Raw genomic sequence first — 17,713 nt, forward strand, 5'->3', positions numbered from 1 at the left:
GCGGCCGCGCCACGCGCACCCGGCAGACTTCTCCTGTGAGCACGACTCTGCACGCGCGCGGCCTGTCCGCCGCACACGGCGAACGCACCCTCTTCGACGACCTCGACCTCACCCTCGCCGACGGCGATGTGATCGGGCTGGTCGGGGTGAACGGCGCGGGCAAGTCGACGCTGCTGCGCATGCTCGCCGACGGCGCCGCCCCCACCGGGACCATCACGCTGAGCCCACCCGACGCCACGGTCGGCTACCTCGCCCAGGAACCGGAGCGGGTGCCGGGCGAGACCGTGCTCGAATACCTCGGCCGCAGAACGGGAGTCACCGCCGCGCAGGCCGCGATGGACGCGGCGGCGGAACGGCTCGCCGACGGCGGCGAGGACGAGTACACGCCCGCCCTGGAACGCTGGCTCGCCCTCGGCGGCGCCGATCTGGACCAGCGCGCCGAGGAAGTGGCCGCCGACCTGGGGCTCGCCGACAGCCTGGCCGACGGACTGCGCACCCCGATGACGGCACTGTCCGGCGGGCAGGCCGCCCGGGCGGGACTGGCCGCGGTGCTGCTCTCGCGCTACGACATCCTGCTGCTGGACGAGCCCACCAACGACCTGGACCTGGACGGACTCGCCCGGCTGGAGCGCTTCGTGAACGGCGTGCGCGCGCCGCTGATGGTGATCAGCCACGACCGGGAGTTCTTGGCGCGCACCGTGAATCGCATTGTCGAGCTGGACCTCGCGCAACAGCAGGTCGGCCTCTACGACGGCGGGTACGAGTCCTACCTGGCCGAACGCGAGATCGCGCGCAAGCACGCCAGGGAGTCCTACGAGGAGTACGCCGGTACGCTGGCCGACTTGCAGGCCCGCGCGCAGATGCAGCGCAATTGGCTCGAGCACGGCGTGCGCAACGCCCGCCGCAAGGCCCGCGACCCGAAGAAGGTGGACTCGGACAAGGCGGGCCGGAAGATGCGCGCCGAATCGACGGAGAAGCAGGCCGCCAAGGCGCGCCAGACGCAGCGCCGCATCGAGCGGCTGGACGTGGTGGAGGAGCCGCGCAAGGAGTGGGAATTGCGCATGTCGATCGCCGCGGCCCCGCGCAGCGGCACGGTGGTGGCGACCGCCGCCGGCGCGACGCTCACCCGCGGTGAGTTCACCCTCGGCCCCATCACGACGCAGATCGACTGGGCCGACCGGATCGTGCTGACCGGTGCGAACGGCTCCGGGAAATCGACCCTGCTGGCGCTGCTGCTCGGCAAGGCCGCCCCCGACAGTGGCACCGCGGCGCTCGGTTCCGGCGTGGAGATCGGCGAGGTCGACCAGGCGCGCGGGCTGTTCCGCGGAAGCGCTTGCTTGGCCGACACTTTCGCCGCGCAGGTGCCGGACTGGCCCGACGCCGAGGTGCGCACGCTGCTGGCGAAGTTCGGCCTGCGGGGAGGGCACGTGAGCCGCGCGTGCGACACGCTCTCGCCGGGGGAACGCACCCGGGCGGCGCTGGCGCTGTTGCAGGCGCGCGGGGTGAACCTGCTGGTGCTGGACGAGCCGACCAACCACCTCGACCTGCCCGCGATCGAGCAGCTCGAGCAGGCCGTCGAATCCTTCACGGGCACCATGATCCTGGTGACGCACGACCGCAGGATGCTCGATTCCGTGCGCGCGACGCGCCGCTGGCACATGGAGAACGGGCAGCTCTCCGAAAGCTGAAGCCCGGCGGCGCCATTCCCCCACGAACCGCACGGTGCGGCGCACCAGGAGGCGAATCCCCATCCCGCTCACCGCCGTTCCATGGCGAAGCGGATCGGCTCGAGCAGGTTCTCGGGGCTGCGGCATGCTTCGGTGGCGACCAGGAGGACCACCCAGCCGTCGGAGGTGGACGCACCCGCCACCGGCTGCCCGTCGGACGTGGGCGCCGTCAAGCAGCGGATGCCGATCCGCTTGTCCGGCCAGCCCAGATCGACCCGCTGCGGACCCTCGCCCATCCGCACCTGCGGCACCGGATGCGGCAGCCCGGCATCGATGCACAGCAGCCGGACCCGCGACTGCGCCGGAGATTCGGCGCGTCCGTCGGCCAGCCCGACCAGCTCACTCGCCTGTCCGCCGCCGCGCCTGCCGCGCTGACGCTCGCATTCGTCGGTGAGGGCGGCGATGGAAACCCCTTGCCGGACAGCCGCGTCCAACGTGGCGAGCGCGTCGGGGCGGTCGGCGGTGCGCGCGACGTCGATCGCGGTGCGCACGGCGTTCGTGGCGACCACGCCACCGACCAGTTCCAGTTCACCGGGGTCGGCCCGCATGCGGTGCACGATCAACCGTGACGACCGCGCCTGACGCGGCCCCAGCACGTGGGTGACGCCGCTTCCGGTCACCCCGAATCCGTGCAGTTCGGCGGCCGTCTCGAAGGCGGCCACCACGGAGGGCGCCCCGATCGACAGCCGCGCGGCCTCGACCCGCAGGCGCGCCGTGGGTGGCGTGGTGACCTCCCGGTACACGCCGCGGAAGACGCGCACCCACCGCCCGCTCTCCACCCGCGCACGCAGCTCGGCCCTGCTGTACTCGCACAGCGCCTGCCAGCTGGTGAACGCTCCGAATTGCCTGTCTCGAACTTCCGTCAGTCCCGGTCGCATGCGACCAGAGTCGAGGAAAACCTCTCCGGCCCCGTCCCCCCGACCTGGGAAAACGGTTGTCCTGTGGACAGATTCGCGCCTGTGGACAACGGGCCGCTCGGCAGGGAGGTCGGCACCCCCGTCGCCACTTCCCTTCCGAAAATCGCTGCCGCCGAACGACCCGTGTTCGACCCGGCCGAGCAGCGCCGTCGGAGGCCTAGACGGACGCGACTCGCTTCGCGAGGTCGTCGGCGACCTGGCGGGCCTGGGACAGGTCGGAGGCCTCCACCATGACGCGGACGAGTTGCTCGGTTCCGCTGGGGCGCAACAGGACTCGGCCGGTGTCGCCGAGGATGCGTTCGGCTTCGGTGACGGCTTCGCGCACCTCGGGGGCGGCGGCGACGGCCGCCTTGTCGGAGACGGGGACGTTGACGAGGATCTGGGGCACGGTGCGCAGCACGCTCGCCAGGTCGGCCAGGGACCGCCCGGTGGACGCCATTCGCGCCATGAGCCGCAGGCCGGTCAGGACCCCGTCGCCGGTGGTGCCGTGCTTGGGGAAGACCACGTGACCGGACTGCTCGCCGCCGAGCGTGAAACCGCCCGCGCGCAGTTCCTCCAGCACGTAGCGATCGCCGACGGCGGTGGTGCGCAACGCGATTCCCGCCTCGCGCATGGCGATGTGCAGGCCGAGGTTGCTCATGACGGTGGCGACCAGCGTGTCGGCGGCCAGCTCACCGGATTCCTTCATCGCGATGGCCAGCACCGCCAGGATGGCGTCGCCGTCGACCACAGTGCCCGCGGCGTCCACGGCCAGGCAGCGGTCCGCGTCGCCGTCGTGGGCCAGACCCAGGTCGGCGCCGTGTTCGACCACGGCGCGGCGCACCTGATCGAGATGGGTGGACCCGCACCCGTCGTTGATATTGAGCCCGTCGGGTTCGGCGTTGATCGCGATCACGGTGGCGCCCGCCTCGCGGTAGGCCGTGGGGCCCACCTCGGCGGCGGCGCCGTTCGCGCAGTCCACGACCACGGTGATGCCGCTCAAGTCCTGGCCCGTCGCCTCCACGAGGTGCTCGACATAGCGCTCGTGCGTGCCCTCGACGCTGTAGTGATCGGGGATGACGAGGCCGTGGTCGCGCGCGCCGGAGGCGTTCAGGACGCGCCCGATGCCCGCACCGGTGGGACGGACGGAGGCTGCCTCGGCCATGGCGGCCTCGATGCGGTCCTCCACCGCGTCGTCGAGCTTGTGCCCGCCCGCCGCGAAGATCTTGATGCCGTTGTCCGGCATGGGGTTGTGCGAGGCGGAGATCATCACACCGAGGCACGCGTCGTACAGGCCGGTCAGATAGGCGATCGCGGGCGTCGGCAGCACGCCGACCGCGAGCACGTTCACCCCGGCCGCCGTCAGGCCCGCCGTGACCGCGGCCTCCAGCATCTCGCCGGACGCGCGCGGATCGCGGCCCACCACGGCCAGCGCCCGCTTCTTGCCGCGGCCGAGCACCTGCGCGGCCGCACCGGCGACCCGCAGCGCCAGCTCCGGACTCAGCGATTCGTTGGCGAGACCGCGTACCCCGTCGGTGCCGAACAGACGTCCCATACCTAAGCCCCTCATCGGTGGTTGATACAGCACGAGAGCAGGCCACCAGCGATGCTGGAAGCCTGCTCTCGTACAGCTGCCACGCCGGCCACGCCGTATCGGACGGCGACCGGCGCCGAGGCGGTGCGTACCACCCCGGCGCGATCGGTCGCCGAGCCGACACCGGCACCACCAGGGTGCCGGATGACGGGGGCGGGCGGTGCCGGAATCAGCGCTTCGAGTACTGCGGCGCCTTGCGCGCCTTCTTCAGACCGTACTTCTTGCGCTCGGTGGCACGCGGGTCACGGGTCAGGAAGCCCGCCCGCTTCAGCGCGGGACGATCATCCGGGGTGACCTCGATCAGCGCGCGGGCGATGGCCAGGCGCAGGGCGCCGGCCTGACCCGACGGGCCGCCGCCGACCAAGCGGGCGTACACGTCGAAGGACTCGGTGCGCTCGACGGTGACCAGCGGCGACTTGACCAGCTGCTGGTGCACCTTGTTCGGGAAGTAGTCCTCGATGGTGCGGCCGTTGAGCACGAAGTTGCCCGAGCCGGGCACCAGGCGGACGCGGACGACGGCTTCCTTGCGGCGGCCGACGGTCTGCACCGGGCGGTCGATCAGGACCGGGGCGTAGGTGGCGGGCTCGGCCTCGTAGCCGTATTCCTCTTCCACGACCTCGGCGGCGCCGTCCTCGACGACGACTTCTTCGGCGAACTCGTTGAATTCTTCGGGAGCGGTCACTGGGCCACCTGCTTGATCTCGAACGGAACGGGCTGCTGGGCCGCGTGCGGATGGTTCGGGCCCGCGTAGACCTTGAGCTTGCCCGCGATCGCGTTGCCCAGCTTGTTCTTGGGGATCATGCCCTTGACGGCCTTCTCCACGAGACGCTCGGGACGGGTCTCCAACACCTGACCGACAGTGCGCGACTTGAGGCCGCCCGGGTGCCCGGAGTGGTGGTGGATGAGCTTGTTCTCACGCTTGTTGCCGGAGATCGCGACCTTCTCGGCATTGATGATGATGACGAAATCGCCACCGTCGACGTGCGGCGCGTAGGTCGGCTTGGTCTTGCCACGCAGCAGATTCGCTGCCTGGACGGCAAGACGGCCGAGCACTACGTCAGTGGCATCGATGACGTACCACTTGCGGGTCACGTCACCAGCCTTGGGGCTGTACGTAGGCACAGTGCTTCCCTGTCTGTAGTCGGTGCTGCCGGCCACGGCGTGCGGTCGAGGGGTTCCCGGCGGCCGGTGGAGACCCGGGCCTCGGTCGGCGGCCCCGGTATCCACAGCGGAATCCCGAGGCCGTCCACACGCCGAGGAGCCACGATACCAGGGCGGTATCGACGGCGGAGAATCCGGTCAGATCTGCACCGGCGGGCCCGGATCGACGGCGCCCGGCGGGCCGGGCACCACGTAGCGCAGGGTGTCCATGTTCGGCGCGCACTCGGCGTCGGCGTCGGCGAAACCGCGCACCGTGGTGATGCCCTGGCGGGGCTCCCCCAGGATGGCGCGGGGCGTGAACCCACAGGCCACGGGCGCCGCGACCGACTCCGCCGCCGACGCGGTGAGCTCGACCTGTCCGCCCTCACCGGGCAGGGCGACGATGGCCAGCGCCACCGCGCCGACCACGGTCTGCGCGCCGAACAGGTTGTCGCGCACCTTGTTCCAGACCTTGCCCTTACCGCCGTCGTGTTCCTCGGGCTCGTCCCACACGCTGGCATGCCTGCCGCGCGGTGAACCGGGGTCCTCGGGCGGTCTCGTGAACCGGCCACCCTCGTCCGGGGCGTTCGGCGGCAGGCCGCGCAGATCTTCCCGGGTGACGCGCCTGGTGGGCTCGTCACCGGAGTCGGGCGCACCGGGGCCGACCGTCGGATATCCCGGGCCGTAGCTCACGACCGGCGATCCCGACGGCGGACCGGCATCCGGCCCCCGCCGGCCCGGATCCACCGGCGGCGCGGGGCGCGGCGGCTGGGGCGGGTAGTCCTGGCGCGGCGGCTCGGCGTGCCTGCCCGAACTCTGCGGCTCACCGGCATCGCTGTCGGTCACCAGCAGGTGCGTCGCGCCGAGCACCAGCGCGTGCATCGGGTGGTCGGCCACGTGCAGGCGATGGCCCAGATGGTTCTGGAAGGCCAGGCGCAGCGCGTCGTTGAAGCAGACGTTGCCGGTCAGCAGCACCGTGGAGGTGTCGGCGCCGATCGCGCGGGCCGCCGCCATCACCTCGATCACCACGTTGTCGGCCGAGCGGGCATCGCGCATGGCGTCGGGACCGACGGGCACGTCCACCGATTCGGTGGGCTGCTCGTCGTCGCCGTGCACGGCCACCACCAGCATGGTGCGGCCGTCGGAGTAGACGCCGGTCGCGCCGATGCCGTGCGGCATGCGCCCGTCGGGCGGGCGGACCAGGCCGAGCGCGCGCACGTACCCGGACAGCGCGACGCTCTCCGGCAGGGGTTCCACCGTCACGTCGAGCGTCTCGACCAGTTCGGCGTAGGCGTCGACCTTCTCGTCCGGCCAGCCGTCCGGGAAGGGCAGCGCGACCACGTCGGGCTTGCCGCGCAGGTACTTGCCGATGGACGCGAGCGGGTTGTACATGCGGGCGCGGAACACCATCTCCGCCGGCCACGTCGCGCCGGCCACCACGATCTGCGAGTGCCCGATGATGTCGCGCACGTCGGCGATCGCCATGCCCAGGTCGGGGCGCTGCCGGTCGACCCCCGCCGTGTGCAGCCGGCCGGACGCGTCCGCCAGCAGATACGCCGGTGGCGTGAACGTACCCTCCACCTGCACCGGGCGGATCGGAGTGCTTCCGCCGCCCGCTGCCACGGACACCACATCCCATCCGAGATGCACTGCCCCTACTCGCACTGTCACAGGCATAAGTGTGCCTGCTGTGTGAGAGACATGCGCGCGATCCCAGCCATCACCGGGTCGCGCCGGGTGCGGGCGACGCTCACGCCGACGACTTCTTCAGTCGCAGGCGCTGCCAGGTGATGACCGCCAGCACCGCGGTGATCGCCAGCAACAGTCCGATATCGAGGAACCAGATGCCCGCTTCGTGGTTCCAGAGTCCGTCCGGTTGCGCGTTGACGAAGATTTCCCGGATGTTCACCGTCGACGCGCCCGCCGCATACCCCCAGCGGGCCGGGAACAGCCACGACAGCTGTTCCAGCACGACGCGTCCGGTGACCGGGATGAGGCCGCCCGCCATCACCAGCTGGACCATGATCATCACGACCAGCATGGGCATGACCTGCTCGTTGGACTTGGCGATGCTGGAGATGAGCAGGCCGAACACCACGCAGCAGACCGCGGTGAGCGCGATGTCGAGGTACAGCTCGATGCTGCCGTTGGCCAGCACCGACCCCTCGCCCGGCGGCTTCTTGCCCGCCAGCGTGATGCCGACGAGCACCGCCGACTGCAGGAACGCGGTGACGCTGAACACGGCGATCTTCGCGATCAGGTACGCCGAGGGCAGCAGGCCGACGGCGCGCTCCCGGTAGAAGATGGTCCGTTCGCCGACCAGGTCGCGCACGGTGAGCGTGGCGCCCATGAAGCAGGCGCCGAGGATCAGCACCACCAGGAGTTGCTGGGTCTCACCCCCGCCCGTGCGCACGATCTCGCCACTGGGCAGGGTGGTAAATCCGCCGGGCGCGAACCCGTTCTCGCCGGGCACCACCAGCGACAGCACGCCGAGGATGATCGGCAGCAGCACGAGGAAGACCAGGTAGCCGCGGTCGGCGAGGATCAGGCGCAACTGCCTGCGCACCAGCGTCGAGAACTGTTTGAACCCGCTGGATCGCACGGGGCTGCCCGACGGGCCGTAGCGCGGCGGGGGCGGAGGCGGCGGCGCGAACGCCTGCCGGGAGCGGTACGCGGCGAAGGCCTGGTCCGGGTTGGCGGCCACCTGGGCGAAGATCTCCGCCCAGTCGCTGGTGCCGAGCGCCGCGCCGACGCCCGCGGGGTGCCCGCAGAACGCGGTCTTGCCGCCGGGCGCCAGCAGCAGCACCTGGTCGCACATGTCCAGGCAGGCCACCGAGTGGGTCACCACGATGACCGTGCGGCCCGCGTCGGCCAGCTCGCGCAGCATCACCATGACCTGGCGGTCCAGCGCGGGGTCCAGGCCGGAGGTCGGCTCGTCCAGGATGAGCAGCGACGGGCCGGTCAGCAGTTCCAACGCCACCGACGCACGCTTGCGCTGGCCGCCGGAGAGCCGGTCCACCCGGGTGTCGGCGTGCTGGGTGAGCGAGAGCTCTTTGAGCACACCGTCGATCACCTGCTGGCGGTCGGCCTTGCTGGTGTCGGGCGGCAGCCGCAGTTCGGCGGCGTAGCCCAGCGCCTGGCGGACGGTGAGCTGACGGTGCAGCACGTCGTCCTGGGGCACCATGCCGATGCGGGAGCGCAACGCCTCGTACTCGGCGTGCAGGTTGCGGCCCTCGAAGGTCACCACGCCGCCGGAGGGCTGGGTGTTGCCCGCGATCAGCTTCGCCAGCGTCGACTTGCCCGCGCCGGACGGGCCGATGAGCGCGGTGAGCGTGCCGCGGCCCGCCTGCATGTTGACATCGACGAGCAGTTGCTTGTTGCCCTCGACGGTGAAGCCGACGCCGTGCACGTGCAGGCCCTGTTCGGCGACCGGCTTCTGCCGGTGCACCAGGGTGCCCTGCTGGACGACGAAGTCGACGTTGCCGATGGTGACGATGTCGCGTTCGCGCAGCACCGTGCGCTGCTGACGGGTGCCGTTGACGAAGGTGCCGTTGGCCGAGCCGAGATCCTCGAGGGTGAGGCCCTCCGAACCCGCCAGCAGGCGGGCGTGCTTGCGCGAGGCCAGCGGGTCGTTGACGACGATCTGGTTGTCGGTGGTGCGGCCGATGTCGAGCCCGCCGGGCGGCAGGCGGTCGGCGCGGGCGATCGGCGCGGTGGACGCGCGGGCCCGGACCGGCGGCAAGGCCGAGGTGTCGGCCTTGGTGGTCATGTTGACGTTGACGGGCGGAGTCTGCGGTGTGGGTTGCGACGGCGGCTTGTACTGCGGTGTCGGCGGTGGTTTGGGGGTCGGCTGGTGCTGCTGTGGCGGCGCGGGGCGGTTGGGATGCCGGTAGCCCGGCCGCGGCGGCGCGGCCTGCTGCGCCTGCGACGGCGGCATCGGCGGCCGCCCGTGCCGCGCCGCGGGCGCGGTGGGCAGCAGATGCAGCAGCGGGCCGCTGATCGCGTCACCCAGCCGGACCTGTGTCGGCCGGTCGATCGTCACGGGCTGAGCGAGTCTGCGCGCGTCGACGAAAACGCCGTTGGTGCTGCCGTTGTCGGTGAGAACCCAGCCACTCCCCTGCCAGGCCAGCGTCGCGTGCACCCGCGACACCAGCGGGCTGTCGACGAACAGCGTCACCTCGGGCGCGCGGCCCATGGTGATCTTCTGGTTCGCCTCGAATACCCGTTCAGTTCCATCATGGCGCACGGTGATGGTCTGCGCCCCCGGTAAAGACATGCGGGCGATACTATGCGATCGACCGGACATCGGCGGTGCCCCCGACGCGCCTTTCTTCCCGATCCGGCGACCGATGTGAACTTTATACCGGCCGACGAGGGGCAGCTTTGCCGAAACTCCAAGCGACCGCTGTGATCACAGCCCTACTGTGCGCCATCGCGCTGACCGGGTGCACGAGGATGGTCGACGGCCGCGCCGTCTCCGTCTACGACGACCCGTTCAAGGTGGCCGGGCTGCCCACCACCAGCGGACCGAGCGGGCCCCGGCCCAATGTCGAGGACAGCACCCTCACCGCGATCAACGGCGACGGCGGGGAGGTCGATCAACTGGCGCTCAACGCCGTCGAGGACATCCAGACCTACTGGAGCACCGAGTACGGCAAGGAGTTCGAGGGCGAGTTCGAACCGGTCGAGAAGCTGATCTCGTGGAGCGCGAAGGATCCGCGCGCCGAGGCCCCCGAGTTCTGCAAGGAGACCACCTACCGTCTGGTCAACGCCGCCTACTGCCGCCTGGACGATTCGATCGGCTGGGACCGCGCGGTGTTGCTGCCCACCATGGAGGAGGCCTTCGGCAACATGGCCGTGGTGATGGTGCTGGCCCACGAGTACGGCCACGCCATCCAGAATCAGGCGGAGATCGTCAAGCCGAAGGACCCGGTGATCGTCAAGGAGCAGCAGGCCGACTGCTTCGCGGGCGCGTTCATCCGCCATGTCGCCGAAGGCAAGTCGAAGCACTTCACCATCAACACCTCCGACGGCCTGAACAACGTGCTCGCCGCCACCGTCGCGATCCGCGACTCCGATCCCGACGATCCGGAGAGCGTGCACGGGTCCGCGTTCGAGCGGGTGACCGCGGTACAGATCGGTTTCACCGACGGACCCAAGGCGTGCAAGGGCATCGATATCGACGAGATCAACCAGCGCCGCGGCAATCTCCCGCAGACCCTCGGCGGGCAGAGCGGTGAATACGAGATCGACAAGGCCAGTCTGCTCGAACTGACCAAGGCGCTGGCGGCGATCCTGCCGGTGCGGAACAGCCCGACCTACGAGTACAACGGCGCGACCATCACCTGCACCGACGGCGTCACCACCGAGCCGGTCTCCTACTGCCCGGCGCGCAACCTGATCGCCACCGACATCCCCAAGCTGGCCGAGCGCGGCACCGCCGACGTGGACGACGACAATCCGTTGCCGCTCAAGGTTTCCGGCGACTACAACGGCTACGTCGTCTTCATCTCCCGCTACACGCTGGCCGTGCAGCAGAACCACGGCCAGTCGCTGGTCGGCCCCAAGACCGGGCTGCGCGCCGCCTGCCTGGCGGGCGTGGTGACCGGCAAACTCGCCGACCCGAACCGGGGCGCCGACCAGGGCGACATCACCCTGGCCGCGGGCGATCTCGACGAGGCGGTCTCGGGCCTGCTCACCGACGGCCTGGCCGCCAGCGACGTGGAGGGCCAGACGGTGCCGAGTGGATTCGCCCGCGTCGACGCGTTCCGCGCCGGCGTCCTGTACGGCGAGAACACCTGCATGTCGCGGTATTCGTAACCGCTCAGCCGAACGGGGGCGGGGCGGCCGGTTCGAACCGCAGCACCCGGTTGCCGATCATGATCTCGGTGCCGGGCACCAGCGTCATCGGCTGGTTCGGGTGCAGGCGCACCCAGTCGCGGTAGCCGGGCAGCCTGCTGCGGGTGCCGTTGGTCGAACCGCGGTCGACCAAGGTGACGTCCCAGTTGACCAGGCGGATCTCGGCGTGCGCCCGGGACATGCCGCCGGAGGTGTCGTCCACCTTGAGCGGCACCAGGCCGCGCTGGGCCGCCTCGGAATGCTCCGGATCGCGGCCGATCACGGCGTCGGCGGCCAGCATGTAGGTCATGCCGTCGTCGAGCACCAGCATGCCCAGCGGCGGGCGGATCACCTCGATCAGCGACTGCGTCTGGTCGACCGGCATGCCGCAGACCGTGCAGAACGCCGACCGCGGATCGCTGGGATGCGCACGCGCGCACTTGAATCCCATCACCTTGACGGTGAGCGCGGTCGCCTTGGCGGTCGCCTCGAGGCGCCGTTGCAGGTCCGGGTCGGGTTCCGGCGCGGGGTTCGTGCCGCCGATCATGGTCTGCGCCAACTGCGGGTCGGAATCCTCGCCGACCTGGTCCATCATCGAGGTCGACGCCTGCGTCGCGGCGTGGTGCGGGCCCGGTTCGGGCGCGCGCCGCGGCTCGCGGGAGTCGGATTCGCGTCGGGGTTCGGCGTCGATGCGCGCCGTCGGCACGGGCGGGCCGGACTCTTGCGCGGGTGACGCGACCGGGCGGTGCGCGCGGGCGCCGTCGGTCCAGAGGACGGCGCCGCCGGCCCGCGCGATTCCTTCGACCAGCCAACCGATTCCGCGCGCGCGGGGCACCTCCGGGATGCGGCCCTTCTCGTCATCGATGAACAGCGCCACCCCGCGCGCGGGCGCCGCCGCGACCCGGTCGACGGTGAACGCGGCGTCGCTGCCCCGGTAGCGCTGGTCGCCGTTGTCGCCGGCCAGCACGGCCGTGACCGCGCCGTGCAGGAAGATCGCCACCCCGCCGTTCTCGGCCGCGGAGAGGATGCCGAAATCGATGGGCACGCCGGGACTTATCTGCTCGGCGTGCTTCATTAGCCAGCGGGTGGCCTGCCGCGCGACCTGCGCGCCGGGCCCCTCCGGGTGCAGGTGCGCGGCCTCGGCGACCAGTTCGGCCAGCGACTCCAGCGCCAGCGAGGCCGTCGAGTCCGCCGTCGGCTCGCCCGGCCCGCGGTGCGCGACCACCAGCACCGCACCCGCCACCCTGGCGACCGCATGGTTTCCCGCGACGACCTCGACCTGCCGATCTTTCACCGGTATCGGCCTCCGCCGAGCGTGCGGTTCGTGGTCGTCGCCATGCTCCCAGCGTATTGCAATCGCGTCGGCAAGGGTCGCTGTGTGCGGCGTTCGTCCGGTAACTTCATGAGCACATACGGGAGGAACGAGGGGCTCGTCATGGTTCGCAGGCAGCGGTGGGCGATCGTGGTGGCAACGATCGTGACGGCGGGCGTACTGGCCGGTTGCAGCAGTGTGGCGGGAACCGCGCTGCCGGGCGAACCGGATGTCAGAACGCTCGAGGTGGGGCCGTACCCGGTCGACCGGCACCGCTACGACCAGGAATCCGGCGGCGCGGGCGCGCTGCTCGAGGGCATGCGGATGAGCGAGGCCGTGGTGCCCACCATCCAGATCGACCCCTCGCTGGTCTACGGCCGAGGCAGCACCGTGGTCGCCGACAGCGAGGAAGCGCTGAAGTTCCTGGCCAACGTGTCCAAACCGGTGCTGGACAACCACGACATGATCGTCGGGTTCGCGGCCAGCGGCGCCGACAAGGCCGACCCGCCGGGCCAGACCCGCCCGGCCACCGACACCACCGCCATCACCACGGTGGTGCTGCGCTTCCGCGACGAGGCCACCGCCAAGCTCGCCGCCCGCGAACTCGAGGACGCCGATATGGGCGTCTCCCCCGACAACCGCAGGCTCGGCTCCACCGAGTATCCCGACGCCTATCTGCACTGGCGTCCCGGTGTCGCCAGCGTGGGCGCGTTCCTCGCGCACCGCGAGTTCGTGATCTCGCTGTACGTCCAGCGCCCGAGGGCCGACAGCGACGATCTGGTCACCTGGGCCGACAAGACTTTCGACGCCCAGGTCCCCGCGCTCGACCGCTTCCAGCCGACTCCGGCCGACAGGCTCGATACGCTGAAGGTCGACCCGGAAAACCTGCTGGCGCGCGTCGTCGTCGACGACCGTTCCGATCTCGAACCCGACGCGCGGGCCTTCGCGATCTTCGACGCGTACCAGGCCATCCACGCGGCCGACGACGAAGCCGCAGTCGCGCGCCTGATCGAGGAGACCGGCACCGACAAGATCGCCGTGGCCGAGGCCAGCTCCGTCACGCGCGCCCGCGACGCCGAGGCCGCCGTGAAACTCCTGGACGGGCTGATCGAATCGGTCTCCGACCTCTTCGACCCGCACCCGGCCCCCAACGACGTGCCCGGTGCGAAATGCTTGCAGCTCAACAGCTCCGGCGATCCGGAACGCGAGTACAAGTACCGCTGCTACGTGCCCTACAAGCGGTACGTCGGCCTGGTGACCAGTGACAAGGAGCCCGACGTGCGCCAGAAGGTCGCCGCCCAGTACGCCCTGCTGGCCAACAGCCTCTGACCCTGTCGGCGCGGCGGGCTACGATGTCGGGACACTGAGCGGTCTGAACGTCCGAGGGGTGGGGGAATCCGTTGGCGAAGTCTGTCATCGCCCGTGCGCGCACGTGGCGACAACTGAAGGTGGCGCTGACAGCCACCGTCGTCGTACCGATACTGGCGGCGTGCGCGTCGACGGTCGGCGGGCACGCGGTGCCCGGTGCGACACCGGTCGACCTGGAGTCGCTGAACGTGGGTCCGTACGCGACCGAGGCGGTGGACTACGAACCGGAATACGACTCCAAGGCCGAGGTCTTCCGCATCGAATCCCGCCGCATGCTGGGCTTTCTCGTCGCGCCGTTCGAGGTCGACCCCGATCTGACGAACCTCGAAGCCACGCAGCTCCTCGAGGCGCGCAGCTCGGTGTTCAGCGATCCGCCGTTCGGGGTGCTGCCGAGCGAGTTCCTGCCGGTCGCCGAACGCAACTATCTGATCGCCGGCGCGGCGACGACTCGATCGAACGGGTCCGCGCGGGAACTGAAGAACATGGTTCACACGGTGATGCGGTTCCCCTCGGAGGCGTACGCGCGCACCGCCTCCGCCGAGTTCGCCACCGCGCTCGGCGAACGCGTCCCCGGGCTGCGCCAGGTGCCGCTGCCCGGTCACGACGGTCTCACCGTCGTCACCGCCAACGACCAGAAGGGCTACGTCTTCGCCGGCCGCGGGTCCTACGCCGTCGTCACGATGGTGACCATGGCGCGGCCCGATATCGACGCGCTCACCGGCCAGTTCCGCAAGCTGATCGACCTCCAATTCGAGCGCCTGGACGCCAACCCGCCGACGCCGATCGACGAGATCCTGGACCTGCCCCAGGATCCGGAGGGCTACATGCGGCGCGTCCTGCCGCCCGGGCCGAGCGAATACGCCACCAGCTATGAGGAACTCGTGGGCGTGTACGGCCCCGCGCAGCAGATCCACTTCGAGCACGACGGGCCGGGTGCGAAGCAGATCTTCGAGGAGACCGGCGTCGACCTCGTCGGCCAGCACGACGCCCGTCTCTACCGGGCCCGCGACGCGGAGGCGGCGTTTCGCCTGCACACGTTCCTGTCCCAACCGGGCAAGGACGACGAAGAGGTAGACAACCCACCCGGCATCACCGACGCGCGCTGCCTGGGCAGCGAACTGCGCGATCCGATCCGCGAGACCAAGTTCCGGTGCGTCCTGGTCTACGGCCGCTACGTGGCGGTGGTGTTCGCCAATACTCAGGGGTTCGGGTTCGATCCCTCGCTGCATCAGCGTGCGGCCGCGCAGTATTCGATGCTGGCGAGGAGCGAGTGACCATGACGAACCGCCCGCGCAAACTCGCCTACGCCGCGATCGCCGCGTTGATCGCCGTCACCACCGCCTGCGGTGACGGCGACGATCCCGCCATCGCCGCCGCCGTCGACACCGCCCAGCTCGATCCAGGCAACTACCCCACCACACCGCGCGATATCGAAGGGCAGCGCACCGCGGCCACCGGCTCCCTCCAGGAATCTGTGCGGCTCGGAGAGCACGTGCCGCTGATGTTCGATATCGACCCGCGAATGATCCACGGCGCCAGTTCGTCGTCCGCCAAGCACATTTCGGCCGAGCGTCCACCCAGGATCGGCGATGTCGAAACCTTCAACGAACGGGTGCCGGGGCTCGTCGCGGGCTGGCGGACAGGTGGCTCGCAGCGCGAGGGAATGACGCCGGGTCTGTCGGCCTCGTCCTGGGTGATGCGGTTCCAGACCGCCGCCCAAGCCGAACACGCCGCCGACGTCATCTCCGCGGAGGAGAACAGGCAATATCCGCCGAAGGGGGAGCTCGACATCCCCGGGTTCCCGGCGGGGCGCACCTTCCACAGCCAGTACGACGCCGTCCAGTCCTGGACGCCGCACAACGAGTATCTGCTGTACGTCTACGTGTCGAACAGTCTCGCCACCCCGCCCGACCACGTGCCACTGCTCGACTTCGCCAAGAAGGTGTTCGACGCCCAAGTCGAACGTCTCGCCGCGTATCAGCCGACGCCGGCGGATCAGCTCTCGACGGTCCCGGCCGACGTCGACGGACTGCTGGCCCGAACCTTGGCACCCGAACGCGCCGGCACCTACGACGACTACAGCGGCGTCTACCCGGTCCAGGTGTACTTGCACCTGGAAGCGCGCCCCGACCTCGCCGCCCGCGCCTACCAGGACGCCGGCGTCGACTACGTCGCGATCAGCGGCTCCACCCTCTTCCGCACATCGGACGCGGCGGCCGCGGAACGCCTGGCCGCCTTCCTCGTCACCGCCGAGACCGAGATGACCCCCGACGCGAGCCCACCCGGTTTTCCCGGCGCCAAATGCGTGAAGGGTGACGAGGGCACGCCGACGGCCCCACGCCCGATCGTCGACCGCCTGTGCTTCCTGCCGGTGGGCCGCTACGTCGCGGCGGTGGTGTCGACCCAGCCGCAGGACCTGCACCAGCGACTGTCCGCCCAGTATTTGCTCCTGGCCGAGAAATGATGAGTCACCGCTGGTCCGCCGGGGTTCGGCCGTACTGGGTCCACCCGATCCGTCGAGTAGTATCCGGCGAGAACACGGCCGGGGCTGGGTGGAGAACGACGCGCGCCGGACTGGGATTGCCCTGCGCCGAGCCGGCCGGACGTTTCGAACAGGGGGAAGCATGAGGTTCCGTGGGCTATCGACCACTCTGATCGCCGTGACAGCGGCCACGTGTGTGGGCTGCGCGTCCACGATCGCGGGCAATCCGTCGCCTGGCTTGACTCCGGTGGACATCGAATCACTGGCGACAGGCGTGTTCACGCCCGAGCCCACCGCGTACGACCCGGATTATTCGATCCCCCTGATCCGCAGACTGGACGCCTATCGCATCCTCGCCAAACTGGTGCACTCGTATGAAGTCGACCCTGAAATTGATGAACTGGGGACAATCGAGGTTTTCGAGAGTCCCGGGGTGATGATCCAGGAGGATACCTTTCCGCCAAAATATGAACGCGCCTCGGTCGACAATAGACTGCTCTCGGGGGTATACGTCTCACGCATCAACGACAGTCTGCGTAGCCGCAAGAAACTGATCATCTCCGTGCTGCGGTTCCCGACGGAAGAGCTGAGCCGGAAGGCAGCCGTCGACTTCGACCAGATCACCAATGACGAACCGGGACGACATGTCATCCCGATCGATGGCTACCCCACCGCGCTGACGAGTTCCGCCGATGACATCACGGCAATCTCGTTCATCGCCCACGGCCCGTACGTGATCATGGTCAATGCCGGTATACCGCAACCGGATCAAGCCGCTCTCGCGGAGGTGCTCCGCAAAACACTTTCACTGCAGATACCCCGGATCGACGAATTGGAAATAATCCCGCTGGACGAGATCCTCGACTCACCGATCGACCCGGACGGCATTCTCCGACGCGCATTGCCTCCCGCCAGCGACTACAAGGACTACAGCGACCCGTTCAAGGGGGATAGGGACTTCGGCGCCCTCGCCCCGTCCGCTCAATTGCATTTCGTACGCAACCCTGCAGCGGCAAAACAGGCGTTCGATGAAGCCGGAGTCGATCTCGTGGCCCGACGGGGTGGCGTCGTCTACCGCACCCGCGACCTGGAGGCCTCGTTCGCGCTGCAGTCCGCACTGATGAAGGCGGAACAGAACGATGAGGAACTCCCGCCGCCACCCGGACTACCCGATGTGCGGTGTCTCCTTCTCGAGGAATTGGACCCCGCCCGCTCGTACAACACTATGTGTGCCGTAGTGTTCGGACGTTACGTAGCAGTGGTTTATTGGGCTCTGCCGTACTATTCCCGCTCCACCGCGAACCTATACGAACGGGCTGCGGCACAGTACGCGATCCTGGCGAGAAGCGAGTAACG

13 protein-coding genes are annotated in these 17,713 nt (G+C 69.8%); 6 read left to right on the forward strand and 7 right to left on the reverse strand.

The features are described from left to right. The first annotated feature begins 35 nt into the window (after positions 1–35). A complete protein-coding gene (locus OHB21_RS02915; protein WP_195125503.1) occupies positions 36–1,688 on the forward strand; it encodes an ABC-F family ATP-binding cassette domain-containing protein in 1,653 nt (550 codons plus the stop codon). Between the two features lie 68 nt (positions 1,689–1,756). Here the strand turns inward: OHB21_RS02915 and OHB21_RS02920 are convergent, their stop codons facing one another. From OHB21_RS02920 to OHB21_RS02945, 6 genes are all read right to left on the reverse strand, one after another. Further along, complete coding sequence (locus OHB21_RS02920) at positions 1,757–2,605, reverse strand: type IV toxin-antitoxin system AbiEi family antitoxin domain-containing protein (protein ID WP_067507271.1); 849 nt, start codon at positions 2,603–2,605, stop codon at positions 1,757–1,759. Positions 2,606–2,801: 196 nt separating this feature from the next. Next, positions 2,802–4,178: a phosphoglucosamine mutase gene (glmM, locus tag OHB21_RS02925; RefSeq protein WP_195125504.1), complete on the reverse strand. Its 1,377-nt coding sequence runs from the start codon at positions 4,176–4,178 to the stop codon at positions 2,802–2,804. 208 nt (positions 4,179–4,386) lie between these two features. Further along, the gene (gene rpsI, locus OHB21_RS02930) at positions 4,387–4,899 is read right to left on the reverse strand and encodes a 30S ribosomal protein S9 (RefSeq protein WP_084537476.1); all 513 of its coding nucleotides are present in this window, start codon (positions 4,897–4,899) and stop codon (positions 4,387–4,389) included. Beyond that, positions 4,896–5,339 carry a 50S ribosomal protein L13 gene (gene rplM, locus OHB21_RS02935; RefSeq protein ID WP_067507465.1) on the reverse strand — a complete coding sequence of 148 codons (444 nt, stop codon included), beginning with the start codon at positions 5,337–5,339 and terminating at the stop codon, positions 4,896–4,898. Before rplM ends, rpsI begins: the two co-directional genes overlap by 4 nt. Positions 5,340–5,516: 177 nt before the next feature. Then, positions 5,517–6,944, reverse strand: coding sequence for a hypothetical protein (locus tag OHB21_RS02940; protein WP_232331700.1), 1,428 nt, complete (start codon positions 6,942–6,944; stop codon positions 5,517–5,519). Positions 6,945–7,107: 163 nt separating this feature from the next. Then, on the reverse strand, positions 7,108–9,633 hold the full coding sequence (locus tag OHB21_RS02945) for an ATP-binding cassette domain-containing protein (RefSeq protein ID WP_067507280.1): 2,526 nt from the start codon (positions 9,631–9,633) through the stop codon (positions 7,108–7,110). A gap of 179 nt (positions 9,634–9,812) precedes the next feature. Here OHB21_RS02945 and OHB21_RS02950 point away from each other — a divergent pair, with 179 nt between their 5' ends. After that, positions 9,813–11,177, forward strand: a complete 1,365-nt coding sequence (locus tag OHB21_RS02950) for a neutral zinc metallopeptidase (protein WP_407675227.1) — start codon at positions 9,813–9,815, stop codon at positions 11,175–11,177. A gap of 4 nt (positions 11,178–11,181) precedes the next feature. On the opposite strand, the gene OHB21_RS02955 is transcribed toward OHB21_RS02950, so the two are convergent. Further along, positions 11,182–12,489 carry an FHA domain-containing protein gene (locus OHB21_RS02955; RefSeq protein WP_067507286.1) on the reverse strand — a complete coding sequence of 436 codons (1,308 nt, stop codon included), beginning with the start codon at positions 12,487–12,489 and terminating at the stop codon, positions 11,182–11,184. A 108-nt stretch (positions 12,490–12,597) separates the two neighbouring features. Between OHB21_RS02955 and OHB21_RS02960 the strand changes: the two genes are divergently transcribed. The 4 genes from OHB21_RS02960 (at position 12,598) to OHB21_RS02975 (ending at position 17,711) form a co-directional block, all read left to right on the forward strand. Next, positions 12,598–13,836, forward strand: a complete 1,239-nt coding sequence (locus OHB21_RS02960; RefSeq protein WP_228790604.1) for a DUF7373 family lipoprotein — start codon at positions 12,598–12,600, stop codon at positions 13,834–13,836. A 71-nt stretch (positions 13,837–13,907) separates the two neighbouring features. Beyond that, positions 13,908–15,149 carry a DUF7373 family lipoprotein gene (locus tag OHB21_RS02965; RefSeq protein WP_195125505.1) on the forward strand — a complete coding sequence of 414 codons (1,242 nt, stop codon included), beginning with the start codon at positions 13,908–13,910 and terminating at the stop codon, positions 15,147–15,149. Positions 15,150–15,151: 2 nt separating this feature from the next. Continuing rightward, the gene (locus tag OHB21_RS02970) at positions 15,152–16,339 is read left to right on the forward strand and encodes a DUF7373 family lipoprotein (protein ID WP_195125506.1); all 1,188 of its coding nucleotides are present in this window, start codon (positions 15,152–15,154) and stop codon (positions 16,337–16,339) included. A gap of 196 nt (positions 16,340–16,535) precedes the next feature. After that, the gene (locus OHB21_RS02975) at positions 16,536–17,711 is read left to right on the forward strand and encodes a DUF7373 family lipoprotein (RefSeq protein WP_324192064.1); all 1,176 of its coding nucleotides are present in this window, start codon (positions 16,536–16,538) and stop codon (positions 17,709–17,711) included. Positions 17,712–17,713 lie beyond the last annotated feature (2 nt).

This window comes from Nocardia puris (assembly GCF_036051655.1).
In the GTDB taxonomy this organism is placed as follows: Bacteria; Actinomycetota; Actinomycetes; order Mycobacteriales; family Mycobacteriaceae; genus Nocardia; species Nocardia puris.

Coding starts and splice junctions, on each gene's coding strand:
- OHB21_RS02950 (WP_407675227.1), top strand. CDS start 9,813: ATGGTCGACGGCCGCGCCGTCTCCGTCTACGACGACCCGTTCAAGGTG.
- OHB21_RS02970 (WP_195125506.1), top strand. CDS start 15,152: ATGACGAACCGCCCGCGCAAACTCGCCTACGCCGCGATCGCCGCGTTG.
- OHB21_RS02920 (WP_067507271.1), bottom strand. CDS start 2,605: ATGCGACCGGGACTGACGGAAGTTCGAGACAGGCAATTCGGAGCGTTC.
- glmM (WP_195125504.1), bottom strand. CDS start 4,178: ATGGGACGTCTGTTCGGCACCGACGGGGTACGCGGTCTCGCCAACGAA.
- OHB21_RS02945 (WP_067507280.1), bottom strand. CDS start 9,633: ATGTCTTTACCGGGGGCGCAGACCATCACCGTGCGCCATGATGGAACT.
- OHB21_RS02960 (WP_228790604.1), top strand. CDS start 12,598: ATGAGCACATACGGGAGGAACGAGGGGCTCGTCATGGTTCGCAGGCAG.